Origin of the sequence: Paraburkholderia phenazinium (assembly GCF_900142845.1) — a bacterium.
GTDB classification, from domain to species: Bacteria; Pseudomonadota; Gammaproteobacteria; order Burkholderiales; family Burkholderiaceae; genus Paraburkholderia; species Paraburkholderia phenazinium_A.
In genome coordinates, this window is sequence record NZ_FSRU01000003.1 from 668,790 (window position 1) to 686,889 (window position 18,100).

At 65.6% G+C, this 18,100-nt stretch carries 12 protein-coding genes; 8 read left to right on the forward strand and 4 right to left on the reverse strand.

Going from position 1 to position 18,100, the window contains the following annotated elements; genetic code table 11:
• Nucleotides 1–62 precede the first annotated feature (62 nt).
• Nucleotides 63–1,082 (reverse strand): heat-inducible transcriptional repressor HrcA, encoded by a 1,020-nt coding sequence (hrcA, locus tag BUS12_RS36695; protein WP_074302371.1) that lies wholly within the window; start codon nt 1,080–1,082, stop codon nt 63–65.
• A 170-nt stretch (nt 1,083–1,252) separates the two neighbouring features.
• Here hrcA and BUS12_RS36700 point away from each other — a divergent pair, with 170 nt between their 5' ends.
• Both BUS12_RS36700 and recN read left to right on the forward strand, forming a co-directional pair.
• Nucleotides 1,253–2,155 (forward strand): NAD kinase, encoded by a 903-nt coding sequence (locus BUS12_RS36700; RefSeq protein WP_074302372.1) that lies wholly within the window; start codon nt 1,253–1,255, stop codon nt 2,153–2,155.
• 43 nt (nt 2,156–2,198) lie between these two features.
• Complete coding sequence (gene recN, locus BUS12_RS36705; protein ID WP_074302373.1) at nt 2,199–3,878, forward strand: DNA repair protein RecN; 1,680 nt, start codon at nt 2,199–2,201, stop codon at nt 3,876–3,878.
• Between the two features lie 183 nt (nt 3,879–4,061).
• On the opposite strand, the gene glnE is transcribed toward recN, so the two are convergent.
• Entirely contained in the window at nt 4,062–6,854 is a 2,793-nt protein-coding gene (gene glnE, locus BUS12_RS36710) for a bifunctional [glutamate--ammonia ligase]-adenylyl-L-tyrosine phosphorylase/[glutamate--ammonia-ligase] adenylyltransferase (RefSeq protein WP_074302374.1), read from the reverse strand.
• Between the two features lie 175 nt (nt 6,855–7,029).
• Here glnE and BUS12_RS36715 point away from each other — a divergent pair, with 175 nt between their 5' ends.
• From BUS12_RS36715 to BUS12_RS36740, 6 genes are all read left to right on the forward strand, one after another.
• The gene (locus BUS12_RS36715) at nt 7,030–11,241 is read left to right on the forward strand and encodes a YhdP family protein (RefSeq protein ID WP_074302375.1); all 4,212 of its coding nucleotides are present in this window, start codon (nt 7,030–7,032) and stop codon (nt 11,239–11,241) included.
• Between the two features lie 140 nt (nt 11,242–11,381).
• Nucleotides 11,382–12,224 (forward strand): carbon-nitrogen hydrolase family protein, encoded by an 843-nt coding sequence (locus tag BUS12_RS36720; RefSeq protein ID WP_074302376.1) that lies wholly within the window; start codon nt 11,382–11,384, stop codon nt 12,222–12,224.
• A gap of 97 nt (nt 12,225–12,321) precedes the next feature.
• A complete protein-coding gene (tldD, locus tag BUS12_RS36725) occupies nt 12,322–13,788 on the forward strand; it encodes a metalloprotease TldD (RefSeq protein WP_074302377.1) in 1,467 nt (488 codons plus the stop codon).
• A 321-nt stretch (nt 13,789–14,109) separates the two neighbouring features.
• On the forward strand, nt 14,110–15,183 hold the full coding sequence (aroG, locus tag BUS12_RS36730) for a 3-deoxy-7-phosphoheptulonate synthase AroG (protein ID WP_074302378.1): 1,074 nt from the start codon (nt 14,110–14,112) through the stop codon (nt 15,181–15,183).
• A gap of 221 nt (nt 15,184–15,404) precedes the next feature.
• Nucleotides 15,405–15,749, forward strand: coding sequence for a type II toxin-antitoxin system RelE/ParE family toxin (locus BUS12_RS36735; protein WP_074302379.1), 345 nt, complete (start codon nt 15,405–15,407; stop codon nt 15,747–15,749).
• Complete coding sequence (locus tag BUS12_RS36740) at nt 15,746–16,078, forward strand: helix-turn-helix domain-containing protein (protein ID WP_074302380.1); 333 nt, start codon at nt 15,746–15,748, stop codon at nt 16,076–16,078. The genes BUS12_RS36735 and BUS12_RS36740 overlap by 4 nt, the downstream gene beginning before the upstream one ends.
• 93 nt (nt 16,079–16,171) lie before the next feature.
• On the opposite strand, the gene hmpA is transcribed toward BUS12_RS36740, so the two are convergent.
• Both hmpA and BUS12_RS36750 read right to left on the reverse strand, forming a co-directional pair.
• Entirely contained in the window at nt 16,172–17,377 is a 1,206-nt protein-coding gene (gene hmpA, locus BUS12_RS36745) for an NO-inducible flavohemoprotein (RefSeq protein ID WP_074302381.1), read from the reverse strand.
• 113 nt (nt 17,378–17,490) lie between these two features.
• A complete protein-coding gene (locus BUS12_RS36750) occupies nt 17,491–18,045 on the reverse strand; it encodes a cob(I)yrinic acid a,c-diamide adenosyltransferase (RefSeq protein WP_074302382.1) in 555 nt (184 codons plus the stop codon).
• Nucleotides 18,046–18,100 lie beyond the last annotated feature (55 nt).

Below are 18,100 nucleotides of genomic sequence, written 5' to 3' on the forward strand. Positions count from 1 at the left end.
CCGGCGGTCGGTTGCAGGCAGTGGCAATGGCATCGGCCGCCGCGCCTCGCGACAGGCGGTTGCTATTGCTGGCTCAGCGTCAACGAAAGCAGACGCGCCGTAATGTCGACGATCGGGATCACGCGGTTATAGGCCATCCGCGTCGGTCCGATCACGCCGAGCGTGCCGACGATCTTGCCGTTCACTTCATACGGTGCGGTCACCACGCTCATTTCTTCGATCGGCACGAGATTCGACTCGCCGCCAATGAAAATCTGCACGCCCTGGGCGTGACTCGACACGTCGAGTAACTGAAGGAGGCTGGTCTTTTGGTCGAATACATCAAACAGCTTGCGCAGCCGCGCCATGTCGGAAGACAGGTCGGCCACTTCGAGCAGATTGCGCTCGCCGGAAATCAATACGGTCTCGCCGGTGTCGGCTTCGTCGGTGCTGGCGGTGACGGCCGCGTGCATCAGCGTAGTCATGTCGCCGCGCAGTTCGTCGATCTCTTCGCGCAGGCGTCGGCGCACCTCGTCGAAGGACAGGCCGGCGAAGTGTGCGTTGATGTAATTGGAGGCTTCCACCAGTTGCGACGGCGAAAAGTCGCGCTGCGTCGCCATGATGCGGTTCTGCACGTCACCCTCGGGCGTGACGATGATCAGCAGAATGCGCTTGTCCGACAGGCGCATGAACTCGATCTGCTTGAACACATGGCTGCGCCGCGGCGTCAGCACCACGCCGGCAAACTGCGACAGGCTGGACAGCACGCTCGCCGCCGCCGCCACAATCTTCTGCGGCTCGCCCGCCTGCAAGGTGGTCTTGACGGTACGGGTGACGGCTTCTTCGTCCGCGGCGGACTCGACCGTGAGCATGGTGTCGACGAAAAGGCGGTAGCCACGCGGCGTCGGAATGCGGCCCGCCGAAGTATGCGGGCTGATTACGAGCCCCAGCTCCTCCAGATCGGACATCACGTTGCGGATGGTCGCCGGGCTCAGTTCGAGGCCGGAATAGCGGGACAACGTGCGCGAGCCGACCGGCTGACCCTCGGCGATATAGCGCTCGATCAGCGTTTTGAGGAGGGTTTGTGCGCGAGGATCTAGCATGACGGAAAATTTTAGCTTAATGACGCAACAACCGCGAGCGCTAACAATACCACTCGGTTCCGTGCGGGTCTCCCCGCGGACCTGGCAGGTAAGGCAGCGCCCCGCCCAGGCCGGGCGCCCGTGTGGCCCGGACGGTTCTTTTCAGTCCCCACCTATGGTGTAATGCCGGCATGCAAGTTACCAGCCAGTTCAAGACCGTTGCGCTAGTCGGGCGCAACAATACGCCAGGCATCGGCGAGCCTCTGACCGCGCTCGCCTCGTGCATCGCCAGGCGCGGCTTCGACGTGGTGTTCGAAGCGGACACCGCCGCGGAGATCGGCATCACCGATTACCCGGCCCTGCGCCCCGCGGAGATCGGCGCGCGCGCCGACGTCGCCGTGGTGCTCGGCGGCGACGGCACGATGCTCGGCATCGGCCGCCAGCTCGCGCCGTACCGCACGCCGCTGATCGGCATCAACCATGGGCGCGTCGGCTTTATCACCGACATCCCGATTTCCGACATGCAGGAAATCGTCCCGCTGATGCTCAGCGGCCACTTCGAGCGCGAGGAGCGCACCCTGCTCGAGGCGCGCATCATGCGCGACGGCAGCCCGATCTACCACGCGCTGGCGTTCAACGACGTGGTGGTGAACCGCAGCGGCTTCTCGGGGATGGCGGAACTGCACGTTTCGGTCGACGGCCGCTTCATGTACAACCAGCGCTCGGACGGGCTGATCGTCGCCACGCCGACCGGCTCGACGGCCTATGCGCTGTCCTCGTCGGGGCCGATCCTGCATCCGCAGTTGCAAGGCATCGTGCTGGTGCCGATCGCGCCGCACGCGCTGTCGAACCGGCCTATCGTGCTGCCGGACGACTCCAAGGTCAGCATCCAGATCGTGGCGGGGCGGGACGTGAACGTCAATTTCGACATGCAGTCGTTCACTGCGCTCGAACACAACGACACCATCGAAGTTCGCCGCTCGCGCCACACCGTGCCGCTGCTGCATCCGGTCGGCCATAGCTATTACGCGACGCTGCGCAAGAAACTTCACTGGAACGAATACCCGTCGCACGAAGACGACATCAAGCCCTGAGCGGATCGCCCCAGCCGGTAACCCACGCCCACCAGACGACCCCATGCTTCGCCACCTCTCGATACGCGACTTCGTCATCGTCGCCGCGCTCGATCTTGAATTCGACAGCGGCTTTACGGTTTTTTCAGGCGAAACAGGCGCCGGCAAGTCGATCCTGATCGACGCCCTGGCATTGGCGCTCGGCGCCCGTGCCGACGCGAGCGTCGTGCGTACCGGTGAGGCACGGGCCGACATCACTGCGGAATTCGAAACCCATGCGCAGCTCGAGCACTGGCTCGACGAGCAGGCGCTGGCCTCGGCCGCCGCCGCAGGGGCCGACGATCCGCACGGCAGGACCGTCATGCTGCGACGCGTGGTCGACGCGAACGGCCGCTCGCGCGCCTTCATCAACGGCACGGCGGCGACGCTCGCGCAACTGCGCGAGGTCGGCGAAATGCTGGTCGACATTCACGGCCAGCACGCCCACCAGTTGCTGATGCGCCCGGACGCCCAGCGCGAGCTGTTCGACACCCACGCCGGACTGATCGACAAGGCAGGCGCCGTGGGCCGCGCCTGGCGCAACTGGCGCGACAAGGTGCAAGCCATCGAACTCGCCAGGACGCGCGACCGCGAACTGCAGCTCGAGCGCGAACGCCTAGCATGGCAGTTGGCCGAGCTCGACAAGCTCGCCCCGCAGCCGGGCGAATGGGAAGAGGTCAACGCCGAACACAACCGCCTGTCGCATTCGGCCAACCTGATCGACGGCGTCCAGGGTGCGCTCACTGCGCTATCCGAGTCGGACGAGGCGATGATCACGCATCTCGCCTCGATCGTCTCCAAGGTACGCGACCTCGCGGAGATCGATCCGGCGCTGAACGACGCCCTCGCCGCCCTTGAACCCGCCGAGATCCAGTTGCAGGAAGCGGCGTATTCGCTGAGTCACTATGCGCAGCGGCTGGAGCTCGATCCCGAGCGCCTTGCCCAGATCGAGAAGCGCGTCGACGCGCTCCATTCGGCCGCCCGCAAATTCCGTTTGCAGCCGCAGACGCTGCCGGAGGAACACGCCGCGCGTCGCGCGCAACTGGCCGCTCTGGATGCCGCCGCGGATCTGGACAGCCTGCATGCCGCCGAAGTCAAAGCGAAGGAAGCCTATCTCGCCGAGGCCAGGCAGCTATCGAAAGCACGCGCCAAGGCCGCCAAGGCACTGGGCTCGGCGGTCACCACGGGCATGCAGGAACTGTCGATGAAAGGCGGCAGCTTCGAAGTCGCCCTCGTGGCACTGCCGGATGGAGGCCCGCACGGGCTGGAACAGGTCGAGTTCCGGGTGGCGGGCCACGCGGGCGTGCCGCTGCGGCCGCTCGCCAAAGTCGCCTCGGGTGGCGAGCTGGCGCGGATCAGCCTTGCGCTCGCCGTGATCGCCAGCGCCGCCAGCCCCACCCCCACGCTGATCTTCGACGAAGTGGACACCGGCATCGGCGGTGGCGTCGCGGAGGTGGTCGGACGCTTGCTGCACCAGCTCGGCCGCGCCCGCCAGGTGCTGTGCGTGACCCATTTGCCGCAGGTCGCCGCGCGCGGCGACCATCACTTCCAGGTGGCAAAAGCCGCCAACGGCAAGGGTGGGACGGTCAGCAGCGTCACGCCGCTCGACAAGGCAAGCCGGGTCGAAGAAGTAGCGCGCATGCTCGGCGGGCTGGAGATCACCGCCACGACGCGCAAGCACGCCAAGGAAATGCTGGCAGCGTAAGAGACGCCATCACACAGGGGCTGCGGGCCGTGCCGACACCACGGCGAGGCGCCCCGATACACTGCGGGCCGCCCCACTACCAGAGCCAGAGCGACCCCTCGCCCGTATTCACGGGTTTCACCGAGCAAATCCGCACAACACGCTCCGAGCCTTCAGCGCCCCGAGCCGGCCAGGCCCCAACCCTCACCCGAACACCCGTTGCCACAACGCCAGCACCGCCTGGCGCTCCGCTTCGACGGCGGCCGGCTCGACGCGCGCCTTCTCCATGCCGTCGAGCCTCAGCTTGTGCTGCAACTTGCGGTAAGTGCGATACGCCGCGCCCACCGTCTCGGCTTCCTCCTCGCTCATCATCCCGAAGCGCGACACCTCGCGTAGCAGCGCGATATTGCCGGTATTGCGGATCAACTCCGGATCGCGCGCCGCGTGCAGCAGCACCCAGTATTGAACGGTGAACTCGATATCCACCATCCCGCCGCGATCGTGCTTCAGATCGAACAGTTGGGTCCGGTTCGGATGCCCGGCCTCCACCCGCTCGCGCATCTCGACGATCTCACGCGCGAGCGGCCCTGCCTCGCGCGGAGTGGTCAGAACCTGCTCGCGGATCGCCTCGAACTTCGCGCCGATCTCGGCGTCGCCCGCGCAATAGCGCGCCCGCGACAGCGCCTGGTGCTCCCAGACCCATGCGGTATTCGCCGCGTCGCCTTCGCGCAACTGGTAACGCCTGAACGCGTCCAGATCCGTGACGAGCAGCCCCGACTCGCCGTTCGGCCGCAGCCGCAGGTCGACGTCGAACAGCGTGCCCGCGCCCGTGGCCATCGTCAGACAGGTGATCAGGCGCCGCGTGTACATGGCGTAGATCTCCGCTGCGTTCTCGTCGGCGTCGTCGTAGAGGAAGATCAGGTCGAGGTCCGACGCGTAGCCCAACTCCTTGCCGCCCAGCTTCCCGTACGCGATGACCGCAAAGCGCGGCACCTCGCGGTGGCGTCGGGCCAACTGGTTCCAGACGGCTTCGAGCGTGACGTCGAGCACGGCATCCGCGAGTTCCGAGAGCCGGTCGCTCACATGTTCGACGCTCAGCTTGCCGGCCAGATCGATCAGCAGAATGCGGAACACTTCGGCCTGATGGGCATGGCGCAACAGATCCATCTGCTGTTCGACGCCGTCCGCCGCGGCGAGCCGCAAGCGCAGGGTGCGCTTGAATTCGGGCCAATCGAACGGGCTCGCAATCGCTTCGTCGTCCAGCAGTTCGTCGAGCAGTTGCGGATGGCGGATCAGATAGCCGGCCGCCCAGTGCGAGGCGCCCAGCACCGACAGGACCCGGTGCAACGCTTGCGGATACTCGGTGAGTAGCGCCAGATAAGCGCCGCGGCGACTCACGGCTTCGAGCAGGTCGAAGAAGCGCGCCACCGTATCGCCGCGCCGCGCCGGCGGCTCCAGCGTGCGCGCGGCTTCGAGCGCGCGTTGCGCCACGATGTCGAAGCGCTGCCGGCTGCGCTCGGCGAGCCCCGCGTAACGCGACGATTGCCAGAGGGCGCGCAGCCGCGCGAGCAGTTCGGCCGGCTCGGCAATGCCAAGCTCGACGAGGCGCGCCTGCAAGGCAACGTCCGCGCTATCGTCGGCCAGCGCGCTGCTCCACACCCACACCGCCGCGCCGTCCTCCGGCGCGCCGCAACCATCGCGGCCCGTCACCTTGTCGGCGAAGATCTGATCGAACTGCTGTTCGACCAGCTCGCGGTGCGCCTCGAGTTTCACCATCAGCGCCGCATAGTCGTCGAAGCCCATGGCCTGCGCCAGCGCCGCGCGCTCCTCCGGGTCGACCGGCATCGCGTGCGTCTGCGCGTCGTTGCGATATTGCAAGCGGTGTTCGAGCTCGCGCAAAAAACGATAGGCCTGCGAAAGCTTCACGCACACGGTCGGCGCAAGCAGGCCGTGCGCCGCCGCGTGGCGCAGCACGGCGAGCGTCGGCCGCACGCGGAAACCTGCATCCTGCCCGCCACGAATCAACTGGAACACCTGCGCGCTGAATTCGATCTCGCGAATGCCGCCGCGGCCGAGCTTGATGTCGTCGGCCTTGTCGGGCCGCATCGAGGCGCGGCGTTGCGCTTCCTGGCGGATCTGCAGATGCAGCGCACGGATCGCGCTGATCACGCCGAAGTCCAGATAGCGGCGGTAGATGAACGGCAGAACGATTGCATCGAGCTGCTTCGACAGCCGGCGCGCGGCGTCGCTGCCGCGCTCGGATACGAGCCGCCCCTTGATCCAGGCATAGCGCTCCCACTCTCGGCCCTGCACGTAAAAATACTCTTCGAGCATGCCAAGACTACACACGAGCGGTCCCGAATCGCCATTCGGCCGCAAGCGCATGTCAACGCGAAACACGTAGCCATCGGCGGTGACTTCGGCCAGCGCGGCGATCAGGCGTTTGCCGAGGCGGGTAAAAAAGTCCTGCGTGGCAATCGGCGAGCGCTGGCCGCCGGCGGTTTCGCCGTCCTCTTCATAGAGGAAGATCAGGTCGATATCCGATGACACGTTCAGCTCGCGCCCACCCAGCTTGCCCATGCCGACCACGCCGAGCGTCAGGCGCTCGCCCTGCGGGTCGCGCGGCTCGCCGTACAGCACTTCGAGATCGGCGGAGAGCACCGCCAGCGCCCGCTGGATGGTCGTTTCAGCCAGATCGGTCATCGCACCGGTCACTTCGGCGACGTCCGCATGACCCGCCAGGTCGCGCTCCATCACGGCGCAGAACACCTCGGTGCGCAACTGGCGCAACGCCCGCTTGAGCCCGTCCTCGGTCAACGCGCCGCCGGCAGGGCCGGCCTGCGCGGCGCACAACGCGTCGAAGCGGGCTTCGATCCGCTCGCGCGTCAACGGCGCGGCAGCCAGCGCCGCAATGCGCTCCGCCAGTTCAGGACGGGCCGCCAGCGCGCGCGCCGCATAGTGTGAATAGCTGGAACTCAGGAGTATGGCGTCAGTCATCAAAGGTCTGGATCGCTTGTTGCGTCATCCGTCTCATCACGGAGCCTTGAAGCGCGTCGCGCAGGTCGCGAGGCGGCATGGGCACAGGCTTTGACGGATATTCGTCGCGGCTGGCCCGTGTGTTACATTTCGTCGTCAGACCGCAAAACTACCATACGCCCACCCCCGCCGCAGCATGTCCGAGCGAAACGAATCCGCCGCGCCACACGAACCCGGACAAGTCAGGCCAGTGCGCGGCGGCGACCATGTGGTGCTGCGTCACACCCTGAGGGTGCTGGCGGCCATTGCGCTGGTCATCTACTTCATCGCGGCGGCGCTCTTCATGGGGCTGCGCTACGGCTTGCTGCCACGGGTCGACGCGTTCCGGCCGCGCATCGAAGCACTCGTATCCGAGAAAATCCACGCGCAACTCAGCATCGGCAAACTGGCGCCGCACTGGACCGGTTTTCAGCCTGGCATCGACGTCACCAATCTGACCATTCGCGACCATGACGGCAAGGTCGGGCTCGCGATCCCGCACGCCACCGCCACGGTGTCGTGGAGTTCGCTGTGGCAACTCAAGCCGATCCTCTCGAGCCTGATCGTCGATCAGCCCGACGTGCTGATCGCGCGCGGCAGCGACGGCGCGCTATCGGTCGCCGGCGTCACGATGCCGAGCCGGCACACGGGCAACGACACCTTCACCACGTGGCTGCTGCGCCAGCAGGCCATCGTGCTGCGCGGCGGCACGCTGCGGTGGAAGGACGCGAGTCACGACGCGCCGGAACTGGCGCTGCAGAACATCCGGCTCGCTATCCTCAACGACGGCTACGACCACCACCTGGCACTGCAGGCGCCGCCGGACGGCAGCGTGCTGCACGGTCCGCTCGACTTCCGCGCGCAATTCAAGCACGCGCCGCTCTCGGCGATCGGCAAGCCGATCAACTGGACCGGCCAGGCGTACGTGTCCACCGGCCCGGTCGACCTGCCCGCCCTTGCGCACTACATCGACTTCCCGATCGAGACCTTCGCGGGCCGGGTCGACAACGCCATCTGGATCGAGTTTGCCCAGGGCCGCATGAAATCGGCGAGCGGCGAGCTGGCCGGCACCAACGTCTCGATGCGGGTGCGTCCAACCCAGCCGCGCCTCGACGTGCCGACCGCCAGTTTCTCGTGGAAAGTCGAGGTGGCGGAGACGGGCGACTACACGCTGCAACTGAACCACCTGCACGCCGAACTGGGCCAGCCGCCGCTCGACGACGGCACGCCACTCACCCGCACGCTCGCCTTGACGACGCTGACCGGCCACTACCGCAGGGCCTCCCTGCAGCACGGCCAGTTGATCAGCGTGACCGGCGACCGCGTCGACCTCGGGATCCTCGCCGAATTCAGCCGCGCGCTGCCGCTCTCCGGACACCTGCTCAACGAGCTGGTGCGCTTCAATCCGCGCGGGCTGGTGGCGAACTACCTGATCGAGGTCGAACGGGCCACGCCGAACTCCGGCGAAGCGGCCACCGAACATAACGCAAGCGGCGCCGAACCGATCGTGCGCTACCGTTTCAAGGCGGACCTGCAGGGCATCAGCGTGGCGGCCCAGGAACCGCCGCCGGGCTTGACCCCGCTCGGTCACCCGCGAGCCGGCTTGCCCGGGGTCGAGAACCTGTGGGGCAGCGTCGATGCCGACGAAACCCACGGCTCGATGACGATCGACACCAACAATGTGGCGCTCACGCTGCCGGGCGTGTTCGACGACCCGCGCCTCAAGTTCGACCGCCTGCAGGGGCGCGGCAACTGGACCGTCAAGCCGGCGGCGCCGGGCGAGGCGCATAAGGCGTTTGCGATCACCGTCCCGGAACTGAGCGTGGCCAACGCGGACACCGCCGCAAAGGTCACCGCCGACTACAGCAACCCCGGCCACGGCCGTGGCTCGCTCGATCTGAAGGCCCAGTTCGATCACGCCCAGGTCACGCGCATCGTCCGCTACCTGCCCACCAGCATCAGCGAGAAACTGCGCACTTACCTCGGTCACGGGCTGCAGGCCGGCATATCGCGCGGCGCGGTCATCGAGGTGCATGGCGACCTCACCAAGTTCCCCTACTCGCGCGATCCGAGTGCCGGTGTGTTCCATATCGTCGCGCCCTTCAAGGGCGGCAAGTTCGACCCCTCGCCGTATCCGCCGCGCCTGATGAAGGACGGCGTGACGCCGAACGTGTGGCCGGCGCTGGACGGCATCGACGGCACCTTCGAGCTGAAAGAGAACGTGCTGCGCTTCGATGTCGATCGCGCCCGTTACAAGCGCATCGCGCTCACCAAGGTCGGCGGCAAGATCGACGACCTGGGCACCAAGGCCTCGCCCCTCGTGATCAGCGGCGACGGCCATGGCCCGCTCGCCGACATGATCGATTACGTCAATGCGAGCGCGCTCGGCGGCCTGTCGAAGCACGTCGGCGAGAAGGTGCGCGCCGACGGCCCCGCGTCGCTCGCGCTGAAGCTGACCGTGCCGCGCACGCCGAAGCCGCATATCGCCGTCGAGGGCGCGCTGGGCTTCCAGAACAACCGCCTGAGCATGGACAACGTGCCGCCCTTGTCGCAACTCACCGGCAAGGTTCGCTTCACCGAACACACCGCCCAGCTCGACCGGCTCTCCGGCCAGTTCCTCGGCGGCGACGTCCACGCCAACGGCGGGGTCAAGAACAACGGCAGCTATGCGCTCGACCTGAACGGCCACATTGCCGTCGATGCCGCACGCGGCCTGAACCTGCACGGTCCGGCCGCGCAAGTGCTCACGCGCATGAGCGGCAGCGCGCCCTACGACCTGAGCGTGAGCGGCGCGAAGGGGCGCCTGCCCGACGTTACCGCGAACTCCGACCTGAGCGGCCTCGCGCTCGACTTCCCCGCGCCGTTCAACAAGCCGGTCGGTCAGCCGATGCCGCTGCACTTCACCTTCAAGCCGGCCGTCCCGGCAAGCGACGCCGGCCTGCAACGCACCGACCTGCGGTTCGGCCCGATCGCCGCCACCTATCTGCTGCGCCATACGCCGGGGCAACCGCCGACGGTGGTGGTCGGCGCGGTGGGTGTCAACAAGCCGGCCGAACTGCCGACCGAAGGGGTGATCGCCGCGGTCGACATCGACAGTTTCGACGCCGACCAGTGGCGCGCGTTCGTCAACCAGATGCGCAGCAAGGAAGCAGCGGCTGCGCCCGCTGCGTCGGCACCGGCGTCGGCAGCCAACGCGCCCAATCCGGCGCTGACGCAGTTCCTGCCGAACCGCTTTGCCGTGCACATCGGCATGCTGACGCTGCTCAAGCGCCACTGGGAAAGCGTGATCGTCGGCGCGTCGCGTGACAACGGCAACTGGCAGGCCAACGTCGCCTCGAATCAGGTGTCCGGGCACCTCGCCTGGCTGCCCGGTCCCGTCAAAGGCTCGCCCGGCACGCTGCAGGCCCGCCTCGCCCGTCTCGTGATTCCGTCCGCCACCGAAAACGACCTGCTCGGCCAGGCGATCTCGGCGCCGGCGCAGAACATGCCGTCGATCGATCTGGTGGTGAACGAGCTGATCGTGCGCGACCACAACATAGGCAGCCTGGAAGTCGACGCGCACAATTTCGAGGAAGACGGCGTCCCGGTCTGGCAACTGGACAAGCTCGACATCAGCAATCCGGCCGCCACCCTGACCGCGACGGCCAACTGGCGCACCTCGACGCGCCTCGGCGCCAATGCCGACGAAGACACGCCGAAGCGCACCGTGTTCGATTTCAAGCTCGACATCAAGGATGCCGGCGCCCTGCTCGAACGGGCCGGCCAGCCGCGCACGCTCAAGGGCGGCAGCGGCACGCTGTCGGGTAAGGTGGTCTGGCGCGGCGGCCCGACCCGCATCGACTACCCGACGCTGAACGGCAACCTCGCGGTCGACCTTCAGCACGGCCAGATCCTCAAGGTCGATCCGGGCGTCGCCAAGCTGCTGGGCGTGTTGAGCCTGCAAAGTCTCGCGCGCTTTGCGACGCTGAATTTCCGCGACGTGATCGGCGAGGGCCTGCCGTTCGAAAGCGTCAAGGGCACCGGGCAGATCAGCGACGGCATCGGCCGCACGGAGAACTTCCAGATGGTCACGGCGCCGGCCCGCGCCGAGATGACCGGCTCGGTCGACCTCGCGCAGGAAACCCAGGACCTGCATGTGCATATCGTGCCGACGATCAGCGCCGGCGCCGGCGTGGTCGCCGCCACCGTGATCAATCCGCTGTTCGGTCTCGCCGCACTGGTCGCCGATTTCGCGCTGTCCAAGTCGATTTCAAAAGCCTTCGCGCTGGACTATGCAATCACCGGTTCGTGGTCGAAACCGCATGTCGAGCGGGTGCGCAGCGATCGAGGTAAGATGGACCTGCCGGCTTCGACCGTGGAAGCGCATTGAGCCACCCCGCATTGACCACCGTGAGTGCCGTCTGACGATACTCGCGGCGCCGGACCGGCAACGGTACGCCCTTGATCGACACAGGCAGCGCCCGCAGTTCGCGCCAGCCTGCTCACTGCCGGGAGTCTTTCGAAACGCCCATGAGCGAACACCACGCCCACCCAACTTCCCCTGCCCTGTCCTGCCGCGTCGCCGCCCTGCAAATGGTCAGCACGCCGGATCGCGAGCGCAATCTGGCCGAGGCGGAACGCCTGATCGCCGAGGCCGCGGCCGACGGTGCGCAACTCGTCCTGCTGCCCGAATACTTCTGTTTCATGGGCTTCAAGGACACGGACAAACTCAGCGTACGCGAACCCTACGGCGACGGCCCGATCCAGCGTTTTCTGGCGGATGCGGCGCGCCGCCACGGCGTCTGGGTGATCGGCGGCACGCTGCCGATCACCGCGCCGGAAGCCAGCCGCGTCCTCAATACCACGCTGGTTTTCAATCCACAGGGCGAAGAAGCGGCCCGCTACGACAAGATTCACCTGTTCAATTTCGAAAAAGGCGAAGAATCGTTCGACGAGGCGCGCACCATCCGGCCTGGCGAGGAAGTTCGCACCTTCGACGCGCCGTTCGGACGGGTCGGCCTGTCGGTCTGCTACGATTTGCGCTTTCCGGAGCTGTATCGCCGCATGGGCGATTGCGCGCTGATCGTGGTGCCCTCGGCCTTCACCTATACGACCGGCGCCGCGCACTGGGAAATGCTGCTGCGCGCCCGCGCCGTCGAAAACCAGTGCTACGTGCTCGCCGCGGCGCAAGGCGGCAAGCACGAGAACGGCCGCCGCACGTGGGGACACAGCATGCTGATCGACCCGTGGGGCGAGATCGTCGCGGTCCGCGACGAAGGCGCCGGCGTCGTCGCCGGGAATCTGGAGCGCGCACGCATCGACGAGGTCCGCCAAAGCCTGCCGGCCTGGCGCCACCGCGTGCTCACGAGCTAAAGCTGAACTGGACATTGAAAGTACGACGCCGCCCACCCATGTATGCGATGCGCGTGCGCCAACCGAACCCCTTTGTATCGAGCAGAACAGACCTCGCATGAATATCATCGAACCCGGTATCCGCAATCTCGCCACCGCCAAGGACGTGCTCCTCACGCCTTACGGCCTCGACGAAGCCGTGCTCACCCGCACGCTCGCCGAAATCTTCACGCACCGCATCGACTACGCGGACCTGTACTTCCAGGCCACCCGTAGCGAAGCATGGAGCCTTGAAGAAGGCATCGTGAAATCAGGCAGCTTCAGCATCGATCAAGGGGTGGGCGTGCGCGCCGTGTCAGGCGACCGGACCGCGTTTGCCTACTCGGACGACCTGTCGCCCGAGGCGATCCGCCAGGCGGCCCTCGCCACCCGCTCGATCGCCAAGGCCGGCGGCGGCAAGCAGAAGATCAAGGTGGCCTCGTCGCTGACCGGCGTGGCCGGGCGCGACCTGTATCTGCCGTCCGATCCGCTGCATTCGCTCGACGCGACCGCCAAGGTCAAGCTGCTCGAGCGCGTCGAACAGATGGCGCGCAGCCGCGATCCGCGCATCACCCAGGTGATGGCGGGTCTGGCCGGCGAATACGACGTGGTGCTGGTGGCGCGTAGCGACGGCGCGATGGCCGCCGACATCCGGCCGCTGGTGCGCGTCTCCGTCACGGTGATCGCCGAACAGAACGGCCGCCGCGAGATCGGCAGCGGCGGCGGCGGTGGCCGCTTCGACTACGGCTATTTCACCGACGCCGTGCTGTCGAAGTACGTCGACGACGCCGTGCATGCCGCGCTGGTCAATCTCGACGCCCGCCCGGCCCCGGCCGGCGCGATGACGGTCGTGCTCGGACCGGGCTGGCCCGGCGTGCTGCTGCACGAAGCGATCGGCCATGGTCTGGAAGGCGACTTCAATCGCAAGGGCTCGTCGGCGTTCGCCGGACGCATCGGCGAGCAGGTGGCCGCCAAGGGCGTCACCGTGGTCGACGACGGCACGCTGCCGAACCGCCGCGGTTCGCTCAACATCGACGACGAAGGCAACCCGACCCAGTGCACCACGCTGATCGAGGACGGCATCCTGAAGGGCTATATCCAGGACACGCTGAACGCACGCCTGATGAAGATGCCGGTGACCGGCAACGCGCGCCGCGAATCGTACGCCGCCCTGCCGATGCCGCGCATGACCAACACCTACATGTTGAACGGCGACAAGGATCCGCGGGAAATCATCGCCTCGGTCAAAAACGGCCTGTACGCGGTGAACTTCGGCGGCGGCCAGGTGGACATCACCAACGGCAAGTTCGTGTTCTCGGCCTCCGAGGCCTACATGATCGAAAACGGCAAGGTCACCTACCCGGTCAAGGGTGCGACGCTGATCGGCAGCGGCCCGGAATCGCTCAAGTACGTCACCATGATCGGCAACGATATGGCGCTGGATTCGGGTGTGGGCGTCTGCGGCAAGGAAGGCCAAAGCGTGCCGGTGGGCGTCGGCCAGCCGACGCTGCGCATCGAGAAGATGACGGTCGGCGGCACGGCCTGATCGTCATCTGACGCATACTTCGTGCACGCTAAGCACGGAGTATGCGGATTATCCGCATTTTCGCAGCCCCCTGGTTGTCAACTGGGACTGCACGGGTTATAAAGTCACTCACCCTTTTTCGCCACAGACCTTACTTTCGCCATGTCCGCCAAGTTTTATTTTTACTTTTTTTGGCATCTCAGACCGCTGGCGGATCGAGAGGGGTGTTAGTGCACGTAAGGCACCCGAAATTCCCGAAAAACCGCCAGCGAGTCTGGCGGTTTTTTTTCGCCCTGCGCGAACACACTGCTCACGCTACGAATTGAATCCTGGAGAACAACCATGCCCCCACACAACACCGACGACGTCCGTATTCGAGAATTGAAAGAACTCACGCCGCCCGCCCACCTGATCCGCGAATTCGCCTGCGAAGAAGCGGTGTCGGACCTGATCTACCATTCGCGCCAGTCGATGCACCGCATCCTGCACGGCATGGAAGACCGGTTGATCGTGATCATCGGGCCATGCTCGATCCACGATACCAAGGCGGCGCTCGAATACGCGGGACGGCTGGTCGAGCAACGCAAGCGCTTCGCCGGCGAGCTCGAAATCGTGATGCGGGTGTACTTCGAAAAGCCGCGTACGACGGTGGGCTGGAAGGGTCTCATCAACGACCCGCATATGGACAACAGCTTCAAGATCAACGAAGGTCTGCGCACCGCGCGCGAGCTGCTGTTGCGCATCAACGAACTCGGCCTGCCGGCCGGCACCGAATACCTCGACATGATCAGCCCGCAATACATCGCCGACCTGATCTCGTGGGGCGCCATCGGTGCACGCACGACGGAGTCGCAGGTGCATCGCGAACTGGCGTCGGGCCTGTCGTGTCCGGTGGGCTTCAAGAACGGCACCGACGGCAATGTGAAGATCGCCGTCGACGCCATCAAGGCGGCGTCGCAGCCGCACCATTTCCTGTCGGTGACGAAGGGCGGCCATTCGGCGATCGTCTCGACGGCAGGCAATGAGGACTGCCACATCATTTTGCGCGGCGGCAAGACGCCGAACTACGACGCGGACAGCGTCAACGCAGCGTGCGCCGATATCGGCAAGGCCGGCCTCGCGGCACGTCTGATGATCGACGCGAGCCACGCCAATAGCTCGAAGAAGCACGAAAACCAGATTCCGGTCTGCGCGGACATTGGCCGTCAGGTTGCCGGCGGCGACGAGCGGATCGTCGGCGTGATGGTGGAGTCGCACCTCGTGGCCGGCCGCCAGGATCTGAAGGAAGGCTGCGAGCTGACCTACGGTCAGAGCGTGACCGATGCGTGCATCGGCTGGGACGAAAGCATCGCCGTGCTGGAAGGCCTCGCCGAAGCAGTCAGGCAGCGCCGCGTGGCGCGCGGCAGCGGAAATTAAGCGGCCACGCTGCGCGGTAATCCTCGGCAGCATCGCAAGCCCGGCTCGGTGAGCCGGGCTTTTTTTCGTCCTGTCACAGGCCGTTGCGAATCATTTAGTTGGCCGAACGGCCGAATGGTGGCGCGCCCCCCACCCCTGTAACGTAGGTACCCATGGCGGGAACGGAAAGGTATTGAGTTTCCCGGAAGATGGGTATACAATTTTATACATGCAAGGGACACATGGGGAACGAGAAAGAAATCCGCTGGGTAGGCTCCAGCTACAACGATCTGCTGGCATTCCCAGAGGAACCGCGTCGGCAAGCTGGCTTTCAACTGGGCAAAATCCAGGCAGGTCTTGACCCGGACGACTGGAAGCCCTTCGCGGCGGTCGGCCCAAGTACGCGTGAAATCCGCGTCAAGGAGAGTGACGGCATTTACCGGGTGATGTACGTAAGCAAGTTTGAGGAAGCCATTTATGTACTGCACTGCTTCCAGAAAAAAACCCAGGCCACCAGCCGGCATGACTGTGAGATTGCAGAGGTGCGGTATCGCGCCATAGTCAACGAGAGAAAGGTATTGCAATGACGATCGACACCAAAATCCGTCACGTAACCAAGCCGGGAGACAACCTCTTCCTTGAGCTCGGATTTGCCCCTGAAGAAGCGGCGCGGCTGCACGCGGCGTCGCAGAAACAGATCAACGACACGCGGCTGCTGAAGGAACAGTTGATGACCGAACTGTCCAGCTGGATCGACGAACACCATCTTAAGCAGGCCGAAGCGGCCGAGATCCTGATGGTGTCGCGCCCGCGGGTATCCGACGTGGTCAACAAGAAGACCGCCAAATTCACCATCGACACACTGGTGGAAATGATGAGCCGGATCGGCAAGCCGGTTACGCTGGCCGTCGGCTGACGCGCGCCGGGTCGGTGCGTGGGGTTTGCCTCGCGTTTGCCTCGCGCTTACCCTTTGCTTGCCTCGCGTTCAATCAAATCATGCGCCTGGCTTTTACTCGACTGTCCCCGAGCCGAACACCTCGGTATGAATGCGCCCGGCGTCCACACTGAGCGCCACCAGCGCGTCGCGTTGCGCCTGCATGAACGGAACCGGTCCACAGATGTAGTAATCCGCATCGGGCACGCCGCCCTGCGCGAGGAGTTTCGTCAGGTCGAGACGGCCCTCGAAGTCGTAATCCACGCCTTGCCTGTCGGTCGCGTCAATCGCTTCGTAGAACACCGCACGCGCGACGTTCGGATGCGCCGCAACCGTGTCGTTCAACCACTGCCGGAAGGCATGCACGCGGCCGTTACGGCACGCATGGACAAAGGTCACCCGGCGCGGACTCCGCTCGGCAAGCAGCGTCGACAGCATGGAGATCATCGGCGTCACGCCCACGCCGCCGCTCACCAGCACAACAGGCGTCGTCCGGGCGCGCTTGAGCGTGAAGTCGCCCATCGGCGCGCTGACATGCACAATCGTGCCGGCCTCGACGCCATCGTGCAGCAGGTTCGACACATGACCCGCCGGCGTGTCTTCACGTCCCGCTTCACGCTTCACGGAGATGCGCAACCAGTGTCCATTCGGTGCGTCGGACAGGCTGTACTGACGCGGTTGATCGACACCCAGCTCATCGACAAAACGCTTCACGCTCAGATACTGGCCGGGTTCGAAGCTGCATGCCGGCGAACCGTCCGCAGGCGCCAGATAGAACGACGCGATCTCGTCGCTCTCGATCTCTTTGCGCGCTACCACGAAGGGCCGGAAGCCGGTCCATGCGGCGCCGCTATAAAGCCTGGCTTCGGCGCCGATCATGATGTCCGCGAGTTGCCCATAGGCCGCTTCCCACGCGTCCATGGTCGGCTTGTCCACCGCATCGCCAAGCACATCGACGATCGCACCCAACAGATGCCGTCCCACGATCGGATAGTGCTCCGGGCGGATGTTCAGGCTTGCATGCTTGTGCGTGATCCGCGAGACGGCTGAGCCAAGTACGCCGAGATTGTCGATGTTCGCCGCGTAGGTGTAGACCGCCCGCGCGAGGGTTTCTGGCTGGCTGCCGCTGATCTGGTGGGTCTGGTTGAAGACGTTCTTCAACTCTGGATGGTGCGCAAACATGCGCTTGTAGAAGTGCCGGGTAATCGTCGTGCCGTGCGCGGCCAGAACGGGAACCGTGGCTTTGACGCGGGCAATCTGGTCAGTTGTCAGTGTGCTCATTGCGATGTCCTCGCTTAAAGATGTATTTACAATACATTTTTAAGCGGCACTGAAACCCCGGCATTTTGTCGCAGTGCAGCGTGCCGGCTGGACGCCTCGTCTATGCAGGTGCCTTACTTCGAGCCGCGCTGATGCTGCCAGAGCACATCGCTGCCGCCGTCCGCCCGATTGAGCACGCGCGCCAGCACAAACAGCAGATCGGACAGGCGGTTGACGTATTGGCGCGGCGCAGCGTTGATGGTCTCACTCTGGCCGAGCGCCACAATGGCGCGCTCGGCGCGCCGGCACACCGTCCGGCACACGTGCGCGAGCGCGGCCGGCCGCGAGCCGCCGGGCAAAATGAATTCCTTGAGCGGCGGCAGCGTCGCGTTGTATTCGGCGAGCCACCCGTCGAGCTGGCCGAGATGCCTGTCAGTAATCATCGTGTGGCCGGGGATGCACAGCTCGCCGCCCAGATCGAACAGATCGTGCTGGATTGCCGTGAGCGCCGAGCGCACGTCGTCCGGCAAGGTTTCGCACAGCAGCACGCCGAGATTCGAATTGAGCTCGTCCACCTCGCCGATCGCCGTGATCCGCAAGTCGTCCTTGCGCACCCGGCGGCCGTCGCCGAGACCCGTGGTGCCATCGTCGCCGGTGCGGGTGGCGATCTTGCTCAAGCGGTTGCCCATGATATGTGCCGTCCTTTCAGTGTCCGAAGCGCCTGCCATTCACCGGGCGCACGCA

What these genes read in the sequence shown, in the direction of transcription:
- hrcA (WP_074302371.1), bottom strand. Translation starts at nt 1,082, where the DNA reads ATGCTAGATCCTCGCGCACAAACCCTCCTCAAAACGCTGATCGAGCGC.
- BUS12_RS36700 (WP_074302372.1), top strand. Translation starts at nt 1,253, where the DNA reads ATGCAAGTTACCAGCCAGTTCAAGACCGTTGCGCTAGTCGGGCGCAAC.
- recN (WP_074302373.1), top strand. Translation starts at nt 2,199, where the DNA reads ATGCTTCGCCACCTCTCGATACGCGACTTCGTCATCGTCGCCGCGCTC.
- glnE (WP_074302374.1), bottom strand. Translation starts at nt 6,854, where the DNA reads ATGACTGACGCCATACTCCTGAGTTCCAGCTATTCACACTATGCGGCG.
- BUS12_RS36715 (WP_074302375.1), top strand. Translation starts at nt 7,030, where the DNA reads ATGTCCGAGCGAAACGAATCCGCCGCGCCACACGAACCCGGACAAGTC.
- BUS12_RS36720 (WP_074302376.1), top strand. Translation starts at nt 11,382, where the DNA reads ATGAGCGAACACCACGCCCACCCAACTTCCCCTGCCCTGTCCTGCCGC.
- tldD (WP_074302377.1), top strand. Translation starts at nt 12,322, where the DNA reads ATGAATATCATCGAACCCGGTATCCGCAATCTCGCCACCGCCAAGGAC.
- aroG (WP_074302378.1), top strand. Translation starts at nt 14,110, where the DNA reads ATGCCCCCACACAACACCGACGACGTCCGTATTCGAGAATTGAAAGAA.
- BUS12_RS36735 (WP_074302379.1), top strand. Translation starts at nt 15,405, where the DNA reads ATGGGGAACGAGAAAGAAATCCGCTGGGTAGGCTCCAGCTACAACGAT.
- BUS12_RS36740 (WP_074302380.1), top strand. Translation starts at nt 15,746, where the DNA reads ATGACGATCGACACCAAAATCCGTCACGTAACCAAGCCGGGAGACAAC.
- hmpA (WP_074302381.1), bottom strand. Translation starts at nt 17,377, where the DNA reads ATGAGCACACTGACAACTGACCAGATTGCCCGCGTCAAAGCCACGGTT.
- BUS12_RS36750 (WP_074302382.1), bottom strand. Translation starts at nt 18,045, where the DNA reads ATGGGCAACCGCTTGAGCAAGATCGCCACCCGCACCGGCGACGATGGC.